Annotated in this window: 15 protein-coding genes; 8 read left to right on the top strand and 7 right to left on the bottom strand. The window is 66.3% G+C overall.

Translation table 11 applies throughout. The features are described 5' to 3' along the window. The gene (locus VAPA_RS29985) at window positions 1-771 is read left to right on the top strand and encodes a methyltransferase domain-containing protein (protein ID WP_021003977.1); all 771 of its coding nucleotides are present in this window, start codon (window positions 1-3) and stop codon (window positions 769-771) included. Window positions 772-848: 77 nt separating this feature from the next. Here the strand turns inward: VAPA_RS29985 and VAPA_RS29980 are convergent, their stop codons facing one another. Continuing rightward, entirely contained in the window at window positions 849-1280 is a 432-nt protein-coding gene (locus VAPA_RS29980) for a type II toxin-antitoxin system RelE/ParE family toxin (protein WP_021003976.1), read from the bottom strand. Between the two features lies 1 nt (window position 1281). Continuing rightward, the gene (locus VAPA_RS29975) at window positions 1282-1593 is read right to left on the bottom strand and encodes a type II toxin-antitoxin system Phd/YefM family antitoxin (RefSeq protein WP_021003975.1); all 312 of its coding nucleotides are present in this window, start codon (window positions 1591-1593) and stop codon (window positions 1282-1284) included. 387 nt (window positions 1594-1980) lie between these two features. Between VAPA_RS29975 and VAPA_RS29970 the strand changes: the two genes are divergently transcribed. The 5 genes from VAPA_RS29970 to dctA all read left to right on the top strand — a co-directional run bounded on the left by VAPA_RS29970 (window position 1981) and on the right by dctA (window position 7721). After that, the gene (locus tag VAPA_RS29970; RefSeq protein WP_051255429.1) at window positions 1981-2865 is read left to right on the top strand and encodes an HTD2 family dehydratase; all 885 of its coding nucleotides are present in this window, start codon (window positions 1981-1983) and stop codon (window positions 2863-2865) included. A 30-nt stretch (window positions 2866-2895) separates the two neighbouring features. Further along, on the top strand, window positions 2896-4086 hold the full coding sequence (locus tag VAPA_RS29965) for a CaiB/BaiF CoA transferase family protein (protein WP_021003973.1): 1191 nt from the start codon (window positions 2896-2898) through the stop codon (window positions 4084-4086). Window positions 4087-4096: 10 nt separating this feature from the next. Further along, entirely contained in the window at window positions 4097-4927 is an 831-nt protein-coding gene (locus tag VAPA_RS29960) for an HpcH/HpaI aldolase/citrate lyase family protein (RefSeq protein ID WP_021003972.1), read from the top strand. A 38-nt stretch (window positions 4928-4965) separates the two neighbouring features. Next, window positions 4966-6312 carry a class-II fumarase/aspartase family protein gene (locus VAPA_RS29955; protein WP_021003971.1) on the top strand — a complete coding sequence of 449 codons (1347 nt, stop codon included), beginning with the start codon at window positions 4966-4968 and terminating at the stop codon, window positions 6310-6312. 74 nt (window positions 6313-6386) lie between these two features. Then, window positions 6387-7721, top strand: a complete 1335-nt coding sequence (dctA, locus tag VAPA_RS29950) for a C4-dicarboxylate transporter DctA (protein WP_021003970.1) — start codon at window positions 6387-6389, stop codon at window positions 7719-7721. 17 nt (window positions 7722-7738) lie between these two features. Here dctA and VAPA_RS29945 read toward each other — a convergent pair whose 3' ends face one another. Then, window positions 7739-8662 (bottom strand): LysR family transcriptional regulator, encoded by a 924-nt coding sequence (locus VAPA_RS29945; protein WP_021003969.1) that lies wholly within the window; start codon window positions 8660-8662, stop codon window positions 7739-7741. A gap of 150 nt (window positions 8663-8812) precedes the next feature. On the opposite strand from VAPA_RS29945, the gene VAPA_RS29940 reads away from it, so the two are divergent. Beyond that, window positions 8813-9784 (top strand): Bug family tripartite tricarboxylate transporter substrate binding protein, encoded by a 972-nt coding sequence (locus tag VAPA_RS29940; protein ID WP_021003968.1) that lies wholly within the window; start codon window positions 8813-8815, stop codon window positions 9782-9784. Window positions 9785-9797: 13 nt separating this feature from the next. Here the strand turns inward: VAPA_RS29940 and VAPA_RS29935 are convergent, their stop codons facing one another. Next, window positions 9798-11021: an IS110 family RNA-guided transposase gene (locus VAPA_RS29935; protein WP_021003967.1), complete on the bottom strand. Its 1224-nt coding sequence runs from the start codon at window positions 11019-11021 to the stop codon at window positions 9798-9800. Window positions 11022-11259: 238 nt separating this feature from the next. On the opposite strand from VAPA_RS29935, the gene VAPA_RS29930 reads away from it, so the two are divergent. Beyond that, entirely contained in the window at window positions 11260-13284 is a 2025-nt protein-coding gene (locus tag VAPA_RS29930) for a 4-oxalomesaconate tautomerase (RefSeq protein ID WP_041946686.1), read from the top strand. 178 nt (window positions 13285-13462) lie between these two features. On the opposite strand, the gene paoC is transcribed toward VAPA_RS29930, so the two are convergent. Genes paoC through paoA form a run of 3 tightly spaced genes read right to left on the bottom strand, consistent with a single transcriptional unit; the run spans window position 13463 to window position 17264 of the window. After that, entirely contained in the window at window positions 13463-15673 is a 2211-nt protein-coding gene (paoC, locus tag VAPA_RS29925; protein WP_021003965.1) for an aldehyde oxidoreductase molybdenum-binding subunit PaoC, read from the bottom strand. 2 nt (window positions 15674-15675) lie between these two features. Beyond that, entirely contained in the window at window positions 15676-16626 is a 951-nt protein-coding gene (locus tag VAPA_RS29920) for an FAD binding domain-containing protein (RefSeq protein WP_021003964.1), read from the bottom strand. Beyond that, window positions 16623-17264, bottom strand: a complete 642-nt coding sequence (gene paoA, locus VAPA_RS29915) for an aldehyde dehydrogenase iron-sulfur subunit PaoA (RefSeq protein WP_021003963.1) — start codon at window positions 17262-17264, stop codon at window positions 16623-16625. The genes VAPA_RS29920 and paoA overlap by 4 nt, the downstream gene beginning before the upstream one ends. Between the last annotated feature and the right edge of the window lie 107 nt (window positions 17265-17371).

Here is a 17371-nt window from a genome sequence, read left to right as displayed (position 1 = left end):
ATGGCCGCGCAAGTCGATCGCGCCGAGCTCGAGGGCAAGGTCCAGGCAATGTACAAGGAAGTCGCCGAGCATCCGCACGGTGAGTTCCACTTCGAGATGGGACGGGCGATGGCTGAACGGCTGGGCTACCGGCCAGCCGACCTCGACAAGGTTCCGGCCGAGTCCATCGATTCCTTCGCCGGCGTCGGCTATTACTTCCACCTGCTCGATGATCTCGAAGGCGCGCGCGTGCTCGACCTCGGCAGCGGCTCGGGCATGGATTCATTCGTGGCCAGCTTGCTGACGGGGCCCTCCGGGACCGTGATCGGCCTGGACATGACGGACTCGCAGCGTGCCAAGGCGGAGGGCCTGCGCCAGCGCGACGGCGTGCGCAACGTCACCTACGTGAAGGGCTACATCGATGCCACGCCGTTCGAGGACGGTAGCTTCGACGTCGTCATCAGCAACGGTGTGATCAACCTCGCCGTCGACAAGCCACAGGTATTCCGCGAGATCGCTCGCCTGCTGCGACCTGGCGGCAAGCTGGCCCTGTCGGACATCGTGACCGACGTGCAGTTGCCGGAGAACATCACCTGCAACACCACGCTGTGGGCCGCCTGCATCGGGGGTGCCTGGCAGGCCGCCCGCTACAAGGACGCCATCGAGACTGCCGGCCTGCGCGTCGTAGCCGAGCAGGTCAACGATGAGTACCGCTTCCTCTCCGACAACGCGCAGGGCGCAACGAAGAAGTTCGGCGTGAAGAGCATTTCGCTGCGTGCCGACAAGGTCTGAGGACGAAATGCCAAACCGACCCGAGATTTGGAGTGAACCCCTGTGGCTGGACCGCCGGGCAGCGTCATCCTTGGCGATCAGATGCCGGCTGAACTGCCAGGCACATCGAAGCCGATCTGCTTGTGGTGCTTGATCGCCAACAACTGGACAATGCCCGCATCACCTGGATCGCCATCGGACACAAGGTACAGGACCAGGTATTCGTCCATCACGTATTCGCGCACCTCGGCATTGGGGCGCAAAGCGGGCAGCCGCAGGCCGATGCGTTCGAGAAGCCGCTCCGCCTCCACGGATTCGACGGCGCGTTTCAGGAAATGCCGACCCATGCGAGGATGCCGCTGCAGGTTCGGAACAACGACATCGCTCAGCGCATCGAGCAGGCGCTCATAGCCTTGCGCAAAATCGTTGTCGAGCCAGAACGCTTCGATGCTTTCGAGGTTCGATGCAAAGTTGCGCGCGTACTGCACGCGCGCCAGGGCCGCCCCCTCTTCTTCTTCGCGGCCAGCCATTTCAGCCGGCAGTGCCGCCGGAACGCGCCCTGCACTTCAGTTTCAGCTCCGCCAAGCCTTCCAGCGCATCGATCGTGCGGCCGGCCTGCACATCCGCCAATCCACGTTCGACCTCGTCCAGCAACAGCAGGTGGATGCGTGCACGCTCCAGCCGGTGATAGTGGTCCAGCCGTTTGGCATCGATCATGGCCACGGCCGGTTCGCCGTTCTTCGTGATGATTTTTTCCGCGCCGTTCTGCACCTCCAGTACGAGGTCCGAAAGGTGGGTGCGCGCTGTTGAAAACGGAACAATGTCGCGAACCGAAATGGACATGCGATTCTCCAGGAGCCGAGAAGTGCTCAATATTTTGCTCATTTTAGAGACTCCTTTGCTCTCACGCCTCATGCAAGATCGAGACGCCGTCTTCTCGGGCGCATTAGGCAGCCTGATCTGTTGAATATCGGTCATTCGCGACCGCTAGCACGACCGCCCTGCTTCGCCTCACACCACCGGCGGCAACCGAGGCTCGGGCCTCGGGCCTCGGGCCTCGGGCCTCGGGCCTCGATAAGGAGCATGCCAGGGCTTGCGACGGATGCCAGTCCGGCGCCGGCGAATCGGGCGCTCCGTTTATTGCATCCCCTGCATCAATAGGACCAAATATTGCAATTCCCCTAACCCAGCCTGCATCGCACACTCGCTCCCCACAACTGCTGCCGTTGGATGCAGTCAGCAAAGGAGACACCAGTGGATGCACAGAAAGACCAGCTGCAATCGTGGATCGGGCGCAGCGAGACGATCGAAGACACCGTCAACCCCACGCCCGTCGTCGCGCTGACGGCCACACTGGACCATCCGGCGACGCCGGTCACTGCCGGCACCGCGCTTCCGCCCCTTTGGCATTGGCTCTACTTCCTGCCCATGCACCGGCAGAGCGAGATCGGCGCCGACGGCCATGCCAAGCGCGGCGGCTTCCTTCCACCCGTTCCCCTGCCCCGGCGCATGTGGGCCGGCAGCCAGTTCGAGTTCCGCTCCCCGATCCGCGTGGGCGACCGTGTCGCGCGGACCTCGACCATTGACGAAGTCACGACGAAGGAAGGCCGCACCGGCAAGCTCGTGTTCGTGAAGGTGCGCCACGAGGTGCGCTGCAACGAGGCCGCAGAGCCGGCGCTGGTCGAGTTCCACGACATCGTTTACCGCGAAGCACAGCGCCCGGACGACATCGTGCCCCCACCCCAGGCCGCACCGCCCGAGGTCGCCTGGCGCCGCCGCATCGTGCCGGACGATGTGCTGCTCTTCCGGTACTCCGCGCTCACCTTCAATGGCCATCGCATTCACTACGACCGCCAGTACGTGACGCAGGTTGAAGGCTATCCCGGCCTGATCGTGCACGGTCCCCTGATCGCGACATTCCTGATGGACCTCCTGCGCCGCCAGATGCCAGAGGCCGACGTGGCGAGCTTTCGCTTCAAGGCCGTCCGTCCGACTTTCGACCTGAACGCGTTTCACGTCAGCGGCCAGCCTCTGGCAGATGGCAAGTCGATCCACCTCTGGGCCTCGGACCACGAGGGTTGGCTGACGATGGATGCCACCGCGGTCCTGCGCTGACTCACCCGCCACATCAAGAGAGACCCACCCATGCAGCCACTCAAGGGCATCACCGTCGTCACGCTGGAGCACGCGATCGCCGCCCCCTTCGCCACCCGCCAGCTGGCCGACCTCGGCGCCCGCGTCATCAAGATCGAGCGCCCCGGTTCGGGCGACTTCGCCCGCGGCTACGACGAACGCGTTCGCGGTCTGGCGTCGCACTTCGTCTGGACCAACCGCTCCAAGGAAAGCCTCACGCTCGACGTGAAGCACCCCGAGGCGGCCCAAGTGCTCGAGCGGCTGGTCATGGAAAAGGCCGATGTCGTCGTGCAGAACCTGGCACCGGGTGCCGCAAGGCGCCTCGGACTGGGCTACGAGAAGCTCTCCGGCGCCAAGCCGAGCCTGATCGTTTGCGATATTTCCGGCTATGGCGACGATCCGCACCATCCCGGCCCGTACCGCGACAAGAAGGCCTACGACCTGCTGATCCAGAGCGAGGCCGGCTTCGTTTCCGTGACAGGCACGCCTGAAGAGCCCTGCAAGGCGGGCCCTTCGATCGCGGACATCGCCGCGGGAATGTACGCCTACAGCAACATCCTCGCGGCGCTGTTGCAGCGCGGCCAGACCGGCAGGGGCCAACGCATCGACATCTCGATGCTGGAGTCGTTGGCCGAGTGGACCAGCTACCCGCTCTACTACGCCTTCGAAGGCGCGGAGCCACCGCCGCGTACCGGCGCCAGCCACGCGACCATCTATCCCTACGGCCCGTTTCCTGCCGGCGACGGCACCTCCGTGATGCTGGGCCTGCAGAACGAGCGCGAATGGGTGAGCTTCTGCGACAAGGTGCTGCAACAGCCCGAGCTCGCGACGGCCCCCCGTTTCACCGCCAACTTCAAGCGCGTGGCGGAGCGCGTGGCGTTGCGGCAGATCATCGTCGACGCCTTCAGGCCACTGACCGGTGCGCAGGTGGTCGAGCGGCTCGAACTCGCACAGATCGCCAACGCCCAGGTCAGCACGATGAAGGACGTGTGGGCGCATCCCCAGCTCGAGGCGCGCGGACGCTGGACCGAGGTGGGAACGGCCGTTGGGCCGGTGCCCGCCATGCTGCCGCCCGGTACCTGGGACACCGGCCCGCGCATGGATCCGGTGCCCGCACTCGGCGAGCACACGGACGCGATCCTGGCCGAGCTCGGCTTCAGCGCGGCCGAGATCGACAGGCTGCATGCATCCAACGCCGTCTGAGGTCGCCGTGATGCTCGCCGAATTGCCGCCTCCTGCTCGCACCTACCTCTTCGTGCCCGGCACGCGCCCGGAACGTTTCGACAAGGCGCTGGCCAGCGGTGCCGACAGGGTCGTGCTCGACCTCGAGGACGCCGTGGCCGCCGATGACAAGGCCTCCGCGCGCAGCGCCATCGCGACATGGCTGCAGGCTGCAGCGCCCGCAGACCGGTCGCGCATCGTGGTGCGTATCAATGATGCGGGTTCGCCCTGGTTTGCCGCCGACCTTGCGGCGCTGGGCGGCGCGCCCGCGGCCAGCGTGCTCCTGCCCAAGGCCGAGTCGGCCGCGCAGATTGCCGAGACCCAGGCTGCGTTGCCGCGTGTCGGCATCCTCGCGCTCATCGAAAGTGCACGCGGTGTGTCCGAAGTGGACGACATTGCGGCCGCCGGCGCGCAGCGCCTGGTGTTCGGCACGCTCGATTTCGCGCTCGACCTCGACATCGACACCTCGGCGGACGCCTCCGGCCTTGGCTATGCCGCCAGCCGCATCGCCATCGCTTCGCGCCTGGCCGGCCTGCCGGCGCCGGTGGCAGGCGTGACGCCGCAGCTGGACGACGAGGCACGCTTGCTCTCGGATCTCGCCGATGCGCGGCGGTTTGGCTTCGGCGCCAAGCTGTGCATCCACCCCCGTCAGGTACAGCCGATCCACGCCGCGCTGCGTCCGAGCGCGGAGGCACTGGCGTGGGCTCGGCGCGTCCTGGTTGCCGATGCCGCATCGCCAGGCGCTGCCCGGCTCGACGGCCGCATGGTCGACCGGCCCGTGGTACTCCAGGCGCAACGCACTCTGGCCCTCGCCCGCAACTGACCTCGTTCACTCACTCACCGCAGAAGGAAACAAGCAACATGGCCTCTACCATCATCGACTCGCGCATCTTCGGCGACATGTTCAGCGACGCGCGCATGCGCGACGTCTGGTCCGACGAGAACCGCACCGCCAAGTATCTGGACATCGAGCGCGCCCTCGCCAAAGTGCAGGGCGAGCTCGGCATCATCCCGAAGGAAGCGGCGGACGAGATCGTCCGCAACTGCGAGCTCTCCCAGATCGACTGGGCAAAGCTCAAGGCCAAGACCGAGCAGATCGGCTATCCGATCATTGCGGTCGTCAACCAGATCAACGCCAACTGCCGCGACAAGCTCGGCGAGTATTGCCACTGGGGCGCCACCACGCAGGACATCACCGACACGGCCGCGGTGCTCCAGATGCGCGAAGGTCTCGCGCTGGTCGAGCAGGACCTCAACGAGATCGGCGATGCGCTGGCTGCCCTGGCGAAGAAGTACCGCGACACGCCGGTCATCGGTCGCTCCAACCTGCAGCAGGCCACGCCGATCACCTTCGGCTACAAGATGGCGAGCATCCTGGCGGGGATCGATCGCCACCGTGAGCGCCTGCAGCAGCTCAAGCCGCGCGTCCTCATGGGCGAGTTCGGCGGCGCGTCCGGCACCTTGTCCTCGCTGGAGAAGGGCGCGATGGAAACCCAGGCCGGCCTGATGAAGGAGCTGGGCCTGTCACAGCCCCTGATCTCGTGGCACACTGTGCGCGACACCATCGCGGAAGTCGGCGCCTTCCTCGGCCTGGTGGGCGGCTCGCTCGGCAAGATCGCGATGGATGTCAAGCTCATGATGCAGACCGAAGTGGCGGAGGTCTTCGAGCCGTTCGCGCCGGGCCGCGGTTCGTCGTCGACCATGCCGCAAAAGCGCAATCCCATCTCCTGCCTCTACATCCACGCCAACATCTCGGTGGCGCGCCAGCATGCGGCGGCCCTGATGGATGCGATGGTGGCCGACCACGAGCGCTCGACCGGACCCTGGGAGATCGAGTGGGTCTCGCTGCCAGAGATCTTCTGCCTGATGTCAGGTGCGCTCAAGCAGACCAAGTTCATCCTGAAGGGCCTGGAGGTCGACGCGACCCGCATGCGCGCCAACATCGACATCACGAACGGCCTTGTGATGTCGGAGGCAGTGATGATGGGCCTCGGGCCGTACATCGGCCGCGAATATGCGCACGACCTGGTCTATGACCTGTGCCGCCAGGCACTGGCCGACAGCCGGCCGCTGATCGAGATCCTGGCCACCCATCCGGAGATCAACAAGCACGTCACGCGAGCCCAACTCGACGCAATGTGCGACCCGGCCAACAACCTCGGCCAAGCCGGCGTCATGATCGATCGCGTGCTCGGCGCGCGCCGCTGAGTTCGTCTTCGCTACCGACCAAACCGGCACAGACCGGTGCGCATTTTTGCGCCCCTCATACCGGAGACAACGTCGTGAACATCCGCAAACTCCTGAAGCTGCTCTATGTACAGGTCCTGATCGGCCTGATCCTCGGCATCACCGTGGGCCACTACTGGCCCGACTTCGGCGCCGCCCTCAAGCCCTTGGGCGACGGCTCCGTCAAGCTGGTCAAGATGATGATCGCGCCGGTGGTGTTCTGCACCATCGTGAGTGGCATCACTTCGCTTGGCGATTCCAAGGAGATCGGCAAGACCCTGCTCAAGGCGATGGGCCTCTTCTACGCGTTGACGATTCTCGCGCTCATCACGGGCCTGGTCACCGTCCTGCTGATCCAGCCAGGCGCCGGCATGCACATCGATCCGAAGAACCTCGACGCCTCGGTGGCCACACGGTTCGCGAACCAGGTGCATATCCACGGCTTCACCGACTTCGTCATGCACATCATCCCGAATGCGTTCGTCGGCGCCTTCGCCGAAGGCGAGGTGCTGCCCGTGCTGCTGCTCGCGGTGCTGTGCGGATTCGGGCTGACGAAGATCGGGGCGGCGGCCAAGCCGGTGCTCGAGGGTATCGAAGGCTTCTCGCACATGCTCTTCGCGGCCTTCGGCATCATCATGCGGCTGGCGCCGATCGGCGCCTTCGGCGCGATGGCTTTCACCGTGGGGCGCTACGGCATCAAGTCGATCGGGTCGCTCGGGCTGCTGATCGGCACCTTCTATGTGGCCTGCATCTTCTTTGTCGTCGTGGTGCTCGGCGTGCTGTCGCGCCTGCACGGGTTCAAGCTGTGGCAGCTGATGCGCTACATCAAGGAAGAACTGCTGGTGGTGCTCGGTACCTCGTCCAGCGAACCGGTCCTCCCCCGTCTCCTGCTCAAGCTCGAACGACTGGGTTGCAAGAAGGGCGTGGTCGGACTGGTGCTGCCGACCGGCTATTCGTTCAATCTCGACGGCACGGCCATCTACCTCACGCTGGCGTCCATGTTCATTGCCCAGGCCTGCGACATCCATCTGTCGTGGCTCCAGATCGGATCGATGCTGGGCATCATGCTGCTGACCTCCAAGGGCGCAGCGGGCGTGACGGGCAGTGGCTTCGTCGCATTGGTTGCCACGCTCACGGTCATGCATGATCTGCCGGTGGCCGGCGTCGCGCTGATCGTCGGGATCGATCGCTTCATGTCCGAGGCGCGCGCGCTCACCAGCACCATCAGCAACGCGGTGGCTTGCATCGTGGTCTCGATCTGGGAAAACGCTTGCGACCGCAACGTGCTGCGGCGCGAACTGGCAGCGAACTACGCCAACACCGAGCACGAACTCGAAGACGGGTCCGCGGACCCGCGGCCGCCGCTCGGCCACGCTGGCCCGGCACACTGACGCCAAGCGCCGAGCACTCACCGCGCGGCCGCCTTCCGGCTTCCGCGCTTCGCCTTCATCTCGGCGAAGAACTCGAAGAACTGCATGGCGGCCGGAGAGAGGGTGCGGCCCTTGCGCCGGATCAGGCCCACCTTGCGGCTGACGACCGGGTCGACCAATGGCACGCTGACCAGAAGCGGGTGATCGGCCCCCGGCATGGCGATCGAGGGAACTGCCGCGACGCCGAGCCCGGCTTCGACCAGCCCCAGCAACGTCGTGACGTGCTGCGCCTCGTAGATCGCTTGCGGGCGCCCTGGCAAACCTGACAGCGCCTGGTCCAGCAGCAGGCGATTTCCGGACGCCTTGCTCACCGAGATGTAGTCGTACTTCGCCAGTTCAGTCCAGCTCACCCTGCGTTTGCCAGCGAGCGCATGGTCGCGCCGGCAAGCGGCGACAAAGCGCTCCTCCATCAGCGGCCTGAACTCGATGTCGGGCTCCTGGCCGCCGATGAAGTTGAGCCCGAAATCCGCCTCCCCGCGCGACACCGCGGCCAGCACCTCGTTGGCACTGGCGTCGAAGACCTTGACCCGAACCTTCGGGTATCGCTCGTGATAGCGCGAGATCACCTGCGACACGAAGTAGTAGACCGTCGACGGCACGCAAGCGATGGTGACCTCGCCCATGCGCGTCGTCGCCACGCCGCGGATGCCCAACAGCGTGAGGTCCAGATCGTCGAGCAGCTGCTGCACCTTCCGGTCGAAATCGCGCCCGACCGCCGTCAGGCTCACCCGCCGCGTGGTCCGCTCCAGCAGCCGCACGCCAAGCGCTTCCTCCAGCTTCTCGATGCGCCGGCTGAACGCGGGCTGCGATACGTGCAGCGCCTCGGCCGCCTTGCGGAAACTGCTCAGTTCGGCCACGGCGCGGAACGCCTGCAGGTCGTTGAGGTTGAAGTTGATTGCCATCGCCGCCGTCCCGCGAACTTGTTGACTGATCGACAGTGTGCATCAATCGATCTTAAACATGCAATTTACGGCAGGCATCGAAGCGAACACCATACGTCCACGGTCGAGGAAGCGACCTGGATGCCAATATTTCAACTATCGGAGACATCGATGCAATCTCGTAACGCACCCGTCCTGTGTGCCCTGGCTTCGGCGGCCGTGCTCTTCTGCAGCAGCGCGTTCGCCGCCTATCCCGAGAAAACGATCACCATCGTCGTGCCGACCGCCGCGGGGGGCGCCAACGACGCGATGGCGCGGGTCATCGGCCAGGCGATGTCGGCCGCGCTCAAGCAACCGGTCGTCATCGACAACAAGGCGGGCGCCAACGGCGCGATTGCCAGCGAGTTCGTCATGCGCGCCGCGCCGGATGGCTACACGCTGATGCTGGGCTATGTCGCCACGCATGCGATGAATCCCGCGCTGCAGAAGCTGCGCTACGACCCGGTGAAGGACTTCGAGCCCGTGGCCATGGTCGGCACGTCCGCGACGCTGATGGTCGTGACCCCTTCCGTCACGGCGAACAATGCGAAGGAACTCGTCGCCGCGCTCAAGGCCGCGCCCGACAAGACAAGCTACGCATCTGCCGGCAATGGGACCGCACCGCATTTCGCCGCCGAGATGTTCAAGCTCTCGACCGGCACCAGCATGCTTCATGTGCCGTACAAGGGGTCGGCGCCTGCAATCACCGACACCCTCGGCGGCCAGACACAGGTGATGTTCCCGAGCCTCTTCACTGCCATGCCCTACGTCAAGGCCGGCAAGCTGAAGGCGATCGGCGTGGCCGGTACCAAGCGTTCGCTGCAGATGCCGGACGTGCCGACGCTCAAGGAACAGGGCATCGACAACGTGGATGTCTCGCAGTGGTACGGCATCTTCGCGCCAGCCAAGACCCCGAAGCCCGTGATCGAGCAACTCAACAAGGTGCTCAATGCGGCGCTGGCCGACCCCGGCATCATCAGGAAGCTGGAGGACCACGGGGCCGAGGTGGAGATCATGACGCCCGAGCAAATGCGCACCTATGTGCAGCAGGAGCAGGTCAAATGGAAGAAGGTGGTCCAGTCTGCAAAGCTTTCGGCCGACTAGGATGAAACGCTTCCTATCCAGCCGGTGTGAGTTGCACCGCGTAGCCGATTTGCTGAAGTCGTCGGATCAGGCGGTTGGCGGTTTTGTGAGCGTCGGCGCGGTCGAAGTGAGCGGCACCGAGGTCATGCCATTCGGTGCCGTCGCGCAGCATGTGCCAAGCGGCGGTGAGCATCGAGGCGGCCACGGCGATGATGGCCTTCTTGGCGCCGCGTCGGGCGCGCAGCCGATGGAACTGCGCCTGCAGATAGCCGCCCTTGACCCTCACGGCGGACCAGGCGGCCTGCACCAGCGTGGTCTTGAGCCATTGGCCGCCGCGGCGCAGCCGGGTGGAGCGGCGCTTTCCGGCGCTCTCGTCGTTGCGCGGGCACAGGCAGGCCCAGGACAGCAAGTGGCCGGGCGTGGCAAATCGCGACATGTCGATGCCGATCTCGGCCACGATCACGTGGGCGCTGACAGCGCTCAGGCCCGGCATGGTGCTCAGGAGCTTGGCGGCTTGTCGAAACGGCTCGAGCCCCAGGCCCACCTCCTTCTCGATGGCGGCGATGGCCTGGTCCAGCGCGTCGATATGGCTCAGGTGCAGCTTGAGCATGAAGCGGTGGTGCGTACTGACGCGCCCGCGCAGCGCCTCCAGCAACTCGGCGCGACTGGCCTTGACGCGGCCGATGCAGGAGATCAGGTGCTGCGGGTCGTCCTGGCCGTCGATGATGGCCTGCAGCACTGCGCGCGCGCTCTTGCCCAGGATGTCGCTGAGCACGACGCTGAGCTTGAGGTTGGCGTCCTCGAGCACCTTCTCGATGCGTTGCGCGTGCGCGCTCCTCTCGCGCACGAGCTGCTTGCGCGTGCGCGTGAGCGTGCGCAGCTCCTGCACGGCCACCGGGGGCACGAAGCTGGCGCGGATCAGGCCGTGGGCCAACAGGTCGGCCAGCCACATCGAGTCGTTGACGTCGGTCTTGCGCCCGGGCACGTTCTTCACGTGCGCGGCGTTGGCCAGCACCAGCTCGAAGTGGCCTTCGAGCACATGCCACACCGGCTTCCAGTACACCCCGGTGGCCTCCATGGCGACCACCTCGACCTGGAAGGAGTCGAGCCAGTCGCACAAGCTCAGCAGAGCCGAGGTGGTGGTGGCAAAGGTGCGCACTTCCTGCAACGGGGGGCCGTCGCCAGCGATGCGCACGCACGCCACCACGGTTTGTTTGTGAACGTCCAGGCCCGCGCAGCGGGAATGAATGACTTCCATGATCGCCTCCAATGCGCGGCGACATCGGCGTGCGGCCCACGTCATCGAACTCTAGGATGCGTGCTCAAGGGCGCGAAGCCCCAGGCGACAGTACGGGGTGCTCGTGGAGCCGCGGGTCCCACTGAGATACGGGCTAAACGCACCAAGTTTGAACCGACCTCTGTGCCGGACGCCGCAGCAGCAATTAAAGCCGCGTTTCATGCGGCGCGGAAGGCGCATGGCGCCATGGACCACTGAGATGAGCAGGACCATTCCATGTGTACTGATGCGTGCGGGTACCTCGCGCGGCCCCTTCTTCCTGCGGGAGTGGCTGCCTGAAAGCGACGAGGAGCGCGACCAGGCGCTGATCGGTGCGATCGGTGCCTCCGATCCGCTGCAGCTCGACGGTGTGGGCGGCGGCAGCACCCTCAATAGCAAGGTCGCCATCGTTTCCCGTTCAAAGGAACCGGGCTGTGATCTGGACTACCTGTTCGCGCAGGTAGGCGTCGGCCACCGTTCCGTCGACACCCGGCCGAACTGCGGCAACATGCTGTCGGGCGTCGCACCCTTCGCGATCGAGCAGGGGCTGGTCGAGGCGCAGGATGGGGTCACGCAGGTACGTGTCTTCAACGTCAACACGCGATCGCGCGTTGACGTCACGGTCAGGACGCCCGGCAAGCGCGTCACCTACGAGGGAGACGCGCGCATCGACGGCGTGGCGGGTACGGCTGCACCGGTCCTGCTGAACTTCCTGGACGCCTGGGGCGCTGTGACAGGCAAGGTCTTTCCGACCGGCCGGCGGATCGACACGATCGACGGCATCGAGGTGACCTGCATCGATGCGGCCATGCCGCTCATGATCGTGCGCGCGCGCGACCTCGGCGTCGCCGGCGGCGAAAAGCCTGCGGCGCTGGATTCGAATGGGGCGCTGCTGGAGCGGCTCGAGAAGTTGCGCCTGCAGGCCGGCCTGCTGATGGGGCTCGGGGATGTCTCAGGCAGCGTCATTCCCAAGCCGGTGCTGGTCAGCGTGGGGGACTCGCCAGACAGCATCACCTCGCGCTACTTCACCCCGCGCCGCTGCCACGCCTCGCATGCGGTCACGGGTGCCATCGGCGTGCTCAGTGCCTTCGCACTCCCGGGCACGGTCGCAAGCGCCGCAGCTCGCGAGCCGGGTCGTCACAACCTGGTCCTGCTGCACCCGGCAGGGCAGATCGACGTGGAAGTCGAGCTCGAGGGCCGGGCGGACGACGCAACGGTGAAGGCAGCGGCGCTGGTGCGTACCGCCAGAAAGATCATGCAGGGCGAGATGCAGTTGCCCGACTATGTCTTCACGCGGCCCGAGGCCGCTCCACGCCAGTCGGCCACGTTCCCGCGCAAACCCGTCACGATCATCGTGCCGACCCGTGCAGGCGGCGGCAACGACACGATGGCCAGGATCATCGCGTCCGAATTGAAGCCATTGCTCGGCCAGGAAGTCGTCGTGGACAACCGAGCCGGCGCCAATGGCGCCATCGCAAGCGAGTATGTGGCCCGGGCAGAACCGGACGGCCACACCCTCATGTTCGGCTACGTGGGCACCCACGCCATGAACCCTGCACTCCAGAAGCTGGGCTATCACCCTGTCAAAGACTTTGAGCCGATCGGCTTGATCGGATCGTCGCCGACCCTGATGGTGGCCAACCGGGACGCCGGCTTCGACGACGTGCGCAGTCTCCTGAAGCATCTGCGCAGCGCGCCAGGCGGCATCCGGTATGCGTCGGCCGGTGACGGTACGCCGCCGCACTTCGCTGCCGAACTGTTTCAGCTCAGTACCGGTACCAAGATGGAGGGCAGAACATTCGAGGGAGCCGCGCCTGCCATCCTGGACACATTGGATGGTCGCTCGCAGGTCATGTTCCCGAGCCTGTTTACCGCGCACCCCTTCATCCTCGACGGCCGGCTGCGGGCGCTTGCCGTCGCAGCCCCAGCGCGACTCGATGGTTTGGCAGCGGTTCCCACGCTTTCTGAATCAGGCATCGACGGGGTCGATGTCTCGCAGTGGTACGGCCTGTTCGCACCGGCTGGCACCTCGCCTGCAGTCATCGCACAGATCAACCGCGCCCTGAATGAGGTTCTTGCCAACCCGCAAGTGATTGCCCGATTCGAACGCCAGGGTGCCCGGGTTGAAGCCGGTACTCCCAATGCGTTGCGGGAGCGCGTTCGCCGCGACTTCGGCCGTTGGCAGGACGTGGTGGCGAAGGGCGGCCTCGCGCCGCAAGATGCCCGCCTGCTTGCGGTGGACTGACCGCGGGCCCTGGCGGGCGATGCCAGGCATGCACTTCAGGGAGCGTGCGCAAGATCCTGCTGTTCCTTGATGCCCTGTGACCCGGCAGATGGCGGCTTTTCAACAGTGGTACATCGAAACCCGTCCGATGCAGGCCAGGGCCGCGGCCGAGCGACCGCTATAGCCAGTCAGCACCATCTCACACCACCGGCGGCAACCGATCCAGCAGCTTGTCGAGCGTGATCGGATAGTTGCGCACCCGAACGCCCGTGGCGTTGTAGACGGCGTTGGCCACCGCGGCTGCGACGCCGCACATGCCGAGCTCCCCGACCCCCTTGGCCTTCATCGGCGAAGAGATCGGATCCGTCTCGTCCAGGAAGATCACGTCCTGATGGGGGATGTCGGCGTGCACCGGCACCTCGTAGCCCGCGAGGTCGTGGTTGACGAAGAAGCCATGCCGCTTGTCGAGCGCCAACTCCTCCATCAGCGCCCCTCCGACGCCCATCGTCATGGCGCCGATCACCTGGCTGCGGGCGGAGGTGGGATTCAGGATGCGCCCGGCGGCACAAACCGCGAGCATGCGCCGAACGCGGATCTCGCCGGTGGCGGCATCGACGCCGACCTCCACGAAATGCGCACCGAAGGTGGACTGCTGGTACTTCTTGTCGAGGTCGCCGTACTCGATGCCGTCCTCGGCCACGAGGCCGTTCGCGCCCGCTGCTTCGGCGAGCGGCACCGCACGCTCGCCGGCGCGCACCATGCCATCCGCGAATTCCACGTCGACCGCGCCGAAGCCCAGCTTGCTTGCCACGGCTTCGCGCAGCTTCATGCACGCCGCATAGACGCCCGAGGTCGAGTTGTTGGCGCCCCACTGCCCGCCCGAGCCGGCCGACTCGGGATAGGCCGAGTCGCCCAGGCGCACGAGCACTCTGTCGAGCGGCACGCCCATCGTCTCGGCGGCGGTCTGCGCGATGATGGTGTACGAGCCCGTGCCGATGTCGGTCATGTCGGTTTCGACCGTGACCATGCCCCGATTGTCCAGGCGCACGCGCGCGGCCGACTTGGTCAAGAGGTTGTTGCGGAATGCCGCGGCAACGCCCATTCCCACGAGCCAGCGTCCCTCGCGCTGCTGTCCGGGTGCCGCGTTGCGCTTGCTCCAGCCGAAGCGCTCGGCGCCCGTGCGCAGGCATTCGATCAGCTTGCGCTGGGAATACGGGCGCTGCGGCTGCTCCGGATCGACCTGCGTGTCGTTCCGCACGCGAAACTCGACCGGGTCGAGTGCGAGTTTCTCCGCCATCTCGTCCATCGCGATCTCCAGCGCCATCATGCCCGGCGCCTCGCCGGGCGCGCGCATGGCGTTGCCCTCGGGCAGGTCCAGCACGGCCAGTCGCGTGGTCGTCAGGCGGTTGGCACCGGCGTACAGCAGCCGGGTCTGGTTGACCGCGGTTTCCGGCTGTCCGTCCGGCAGGTCGCCGGACCAGCCTTCGTGGGCAATGGCGGTGATCTTGCCGTCCCTCGCGGCGCCGATGCGGATGCGCTGGATGGTCGCCGGCCGATGCGTGGTGTTGTTCACCATCAAGGGCCGCTGCAAGGCCACCTTCACGGGCCGTTTTGCCGCCCGCGCGCCCAGCGCGGCAAGCACCGCATCCGCGCGCACGAACAGCTTGCCGCCAAAGCCGCCGCCGATGAAAGGCGAGACCAGGCGCACGTTCTCCTTCGGGATGCCGAGCATCTTGGCGACATCGCCGACGCCCCAGGCAATCATCTGGTTCGATGTCCAGACAGTGAGCTTGTCGCCCTTCCACTGCGCAATGGAGGCGTGCGGCTCCATCATGGCGTGCGACTCGTCGGGCGTGGTGTAGGTTGCATCGAGCTGCACGGCGGCCGCGGCGAACGCGCCGGGGAAATCGCCCGTCTTCGTTTGCGGCTCGCCAGAAAACGGACTGGGCTTGGGCATCTGTGCCGCCTCCTTTTCCGCGGCCAGGTCGAAGCGCCCCGGCCCCCGCGTGTACCCGATACGCACCAGCTGTGCCGCCGCGCGCGCCTGCTCGAAGGTGGTGGCGACGACGAGCGCCACGGCCTGGTGGTAGTGATCGATCTCGGGCCCGCCCAGGAGCTTGGCCGTATTGAAGTCACCCTTGCCCAGCTTGCCGGCATTGCGCGCCGTGACGATGGCCAGCACGCCCGGCGCCGCGCGCGCGGCGCCCAGGTCCATCGAGGCGATGCGGCCTTTCGCGATGGCGGCGCCCACCACCCAGCCGTAGGCGGCGTTGGGCACCTCGGTGTGGCGTTCATAGGCGTAGCGTGCGGTGCCGGTGGTCTTCATCGGGCCGTCGATCCGGGCCGTCGGCTTGCCGATGATCTTGAGCTGGTCGATGGGATTGGTCGTGGCAGGCGTGTCGAATTTCATGGTCAGCTCCTCGCTTGCAGCAGCGCCGCAGCCAGCGCGCGCTCGGCCAACGGCAACTTGAATGCGTTCTCGTGCGTCGGCTGTGCGCCGGCGAGCAGCTGCGCGGTCACGGCCTTGGCGCCCTGCGACATCGCGGCCTCCGCGGTTTCCAGGCGCCACGGCTTGTGGGCCACGCCGCCCAGTGCCACGCGGCCCGAGCCATCGCGCTGCACGATCGCCGCGACGGAAACGAGCGCAAAGGCATAGGAGGCGCGGTCGCGGACCTTGCGGTAGATCTGCGTGCCGCCGATGGGCCTGGGGAGCGTGACGCCGGTGATCAGTTCGTCCCGCTCCAGCGCCGTCTCGATGTGCGGCGTGTCGCCGGGCAGGCGATGGAAGTCGGCAATCGGGATCACGCGGGAGCGGCCATCGGGGCGCACCGTCTCGACCGTTGCGTCGAGCACGCGCATCGCCACGGCCATGTCGCTCGGGTTCGTCGCGATGCAGGCCTGGCTCGTGCCGACCACCGCATGCTGGCGTGTGATGCCACCGATGGCGCTGCAGCCGCTGCCGGGCTGGCGCTTGTTGCACGGCTGGTCCGTGTCGTAGAAGTAGGGGCAGCGCGTGCGCTGCAGCAGGTTGCCCGCCGTGGTGGCCTTGTTGCGCAACTGGCCAGAGGCGCCGGCCAGCAGCGCGCGGGACAGCACGCCGTAGTCGCGGCGCACGCGCTCGTCGGCAGCCAGGTCGGTGTTGCGCACCAGTGCGCCGATGCGCAAGCCGCCTTCGGACGTGGGCTCGATCTTGTCCAGCGCAAGACCGTTCACGTCGACCAGGTGCGTCGGCGCTTCGATCTGCAGCTTCATCAGGTCCAGCAGGTTGGTGCCGCCGGCAATGAACTTGGCACCGGGGCTGCGGGCGACAGCCGCCGCAGCCTCTGCCGGGGACTGCGCCCTCTCGTAGGTAAACGGCTTCATGTCCGGCTCCCGGCCACTTCGGTGATGGCATCGACGATGTTGGAGTAGGCACCGCAGCGACAGATGTTGCCGCTCATGCGCTCGCGCAGCTCTTCAGCCGACAGGAGAGGATGCGCGGTGAGATCGGCGCTCACGTGGCTCGGTACGCCGCGCTTGATTTCGTCGAGCACGGCAACCGCCGAGCAGATCTGGCCAGGCGTGCAGTAGCCGCACTGGTAGCCGTCGTGCTTGACGAAGGCGGCCTGCAGCGGGTGCATGTTCTGCGGCGTGCCGAGTCCCTCGATGGTGGTGACCTGCCCGCCGTCGTGCATGACGGCGAGCGTCAGGCAGGAATTGATCCGCCTTCCGTCGGCGATGACCGTGCAGGCGCCGCACTGGCCGTGGTCGCAGCCCTTCTTGGTGCCGGTCAGGTGCAGGTGCTCGCGCAGCGCATCGAGCAAGGTGGTCCGCGCATCGAGCTCGAGCGAATGAACTTGCCCGTTGACGTTCAGCGACAGCTTCACGCGGGGTCCTGCCGCTGCTGCTGCTTTCGGGGCCGCGGCTTCGGCAGGTGCCGAAGACGAAACCGCCGCAGCGGTGGCGGCGCCGGCGATGAGTGCATCACGCCGCGAGATCAAGGGGATCGTGGGACTGTCCATGTCGGCTCCTGTCGTTCGAAGTTCGGGTGCAGCGGCCATCTTTTTTTTGATACCACGCGCCATCGGCGGTCGCAATAGGAGAACGGATGCCATGCACCTGCGAACAG

The organism is Variovorax paradoxus B4 (assembly GCF_000463015.1).
GTDB lineage: Bacteria > Pseudomonadota > Gammaproteobacteria > Burkholderiales > Burkholderiaceae_C > Variovorax > Variovorax paradoxus_E.
Note: the sequence above shows the minus strand (reverse complement) of the source record. Positions and strands in the feature narration are given on the sequence as shown.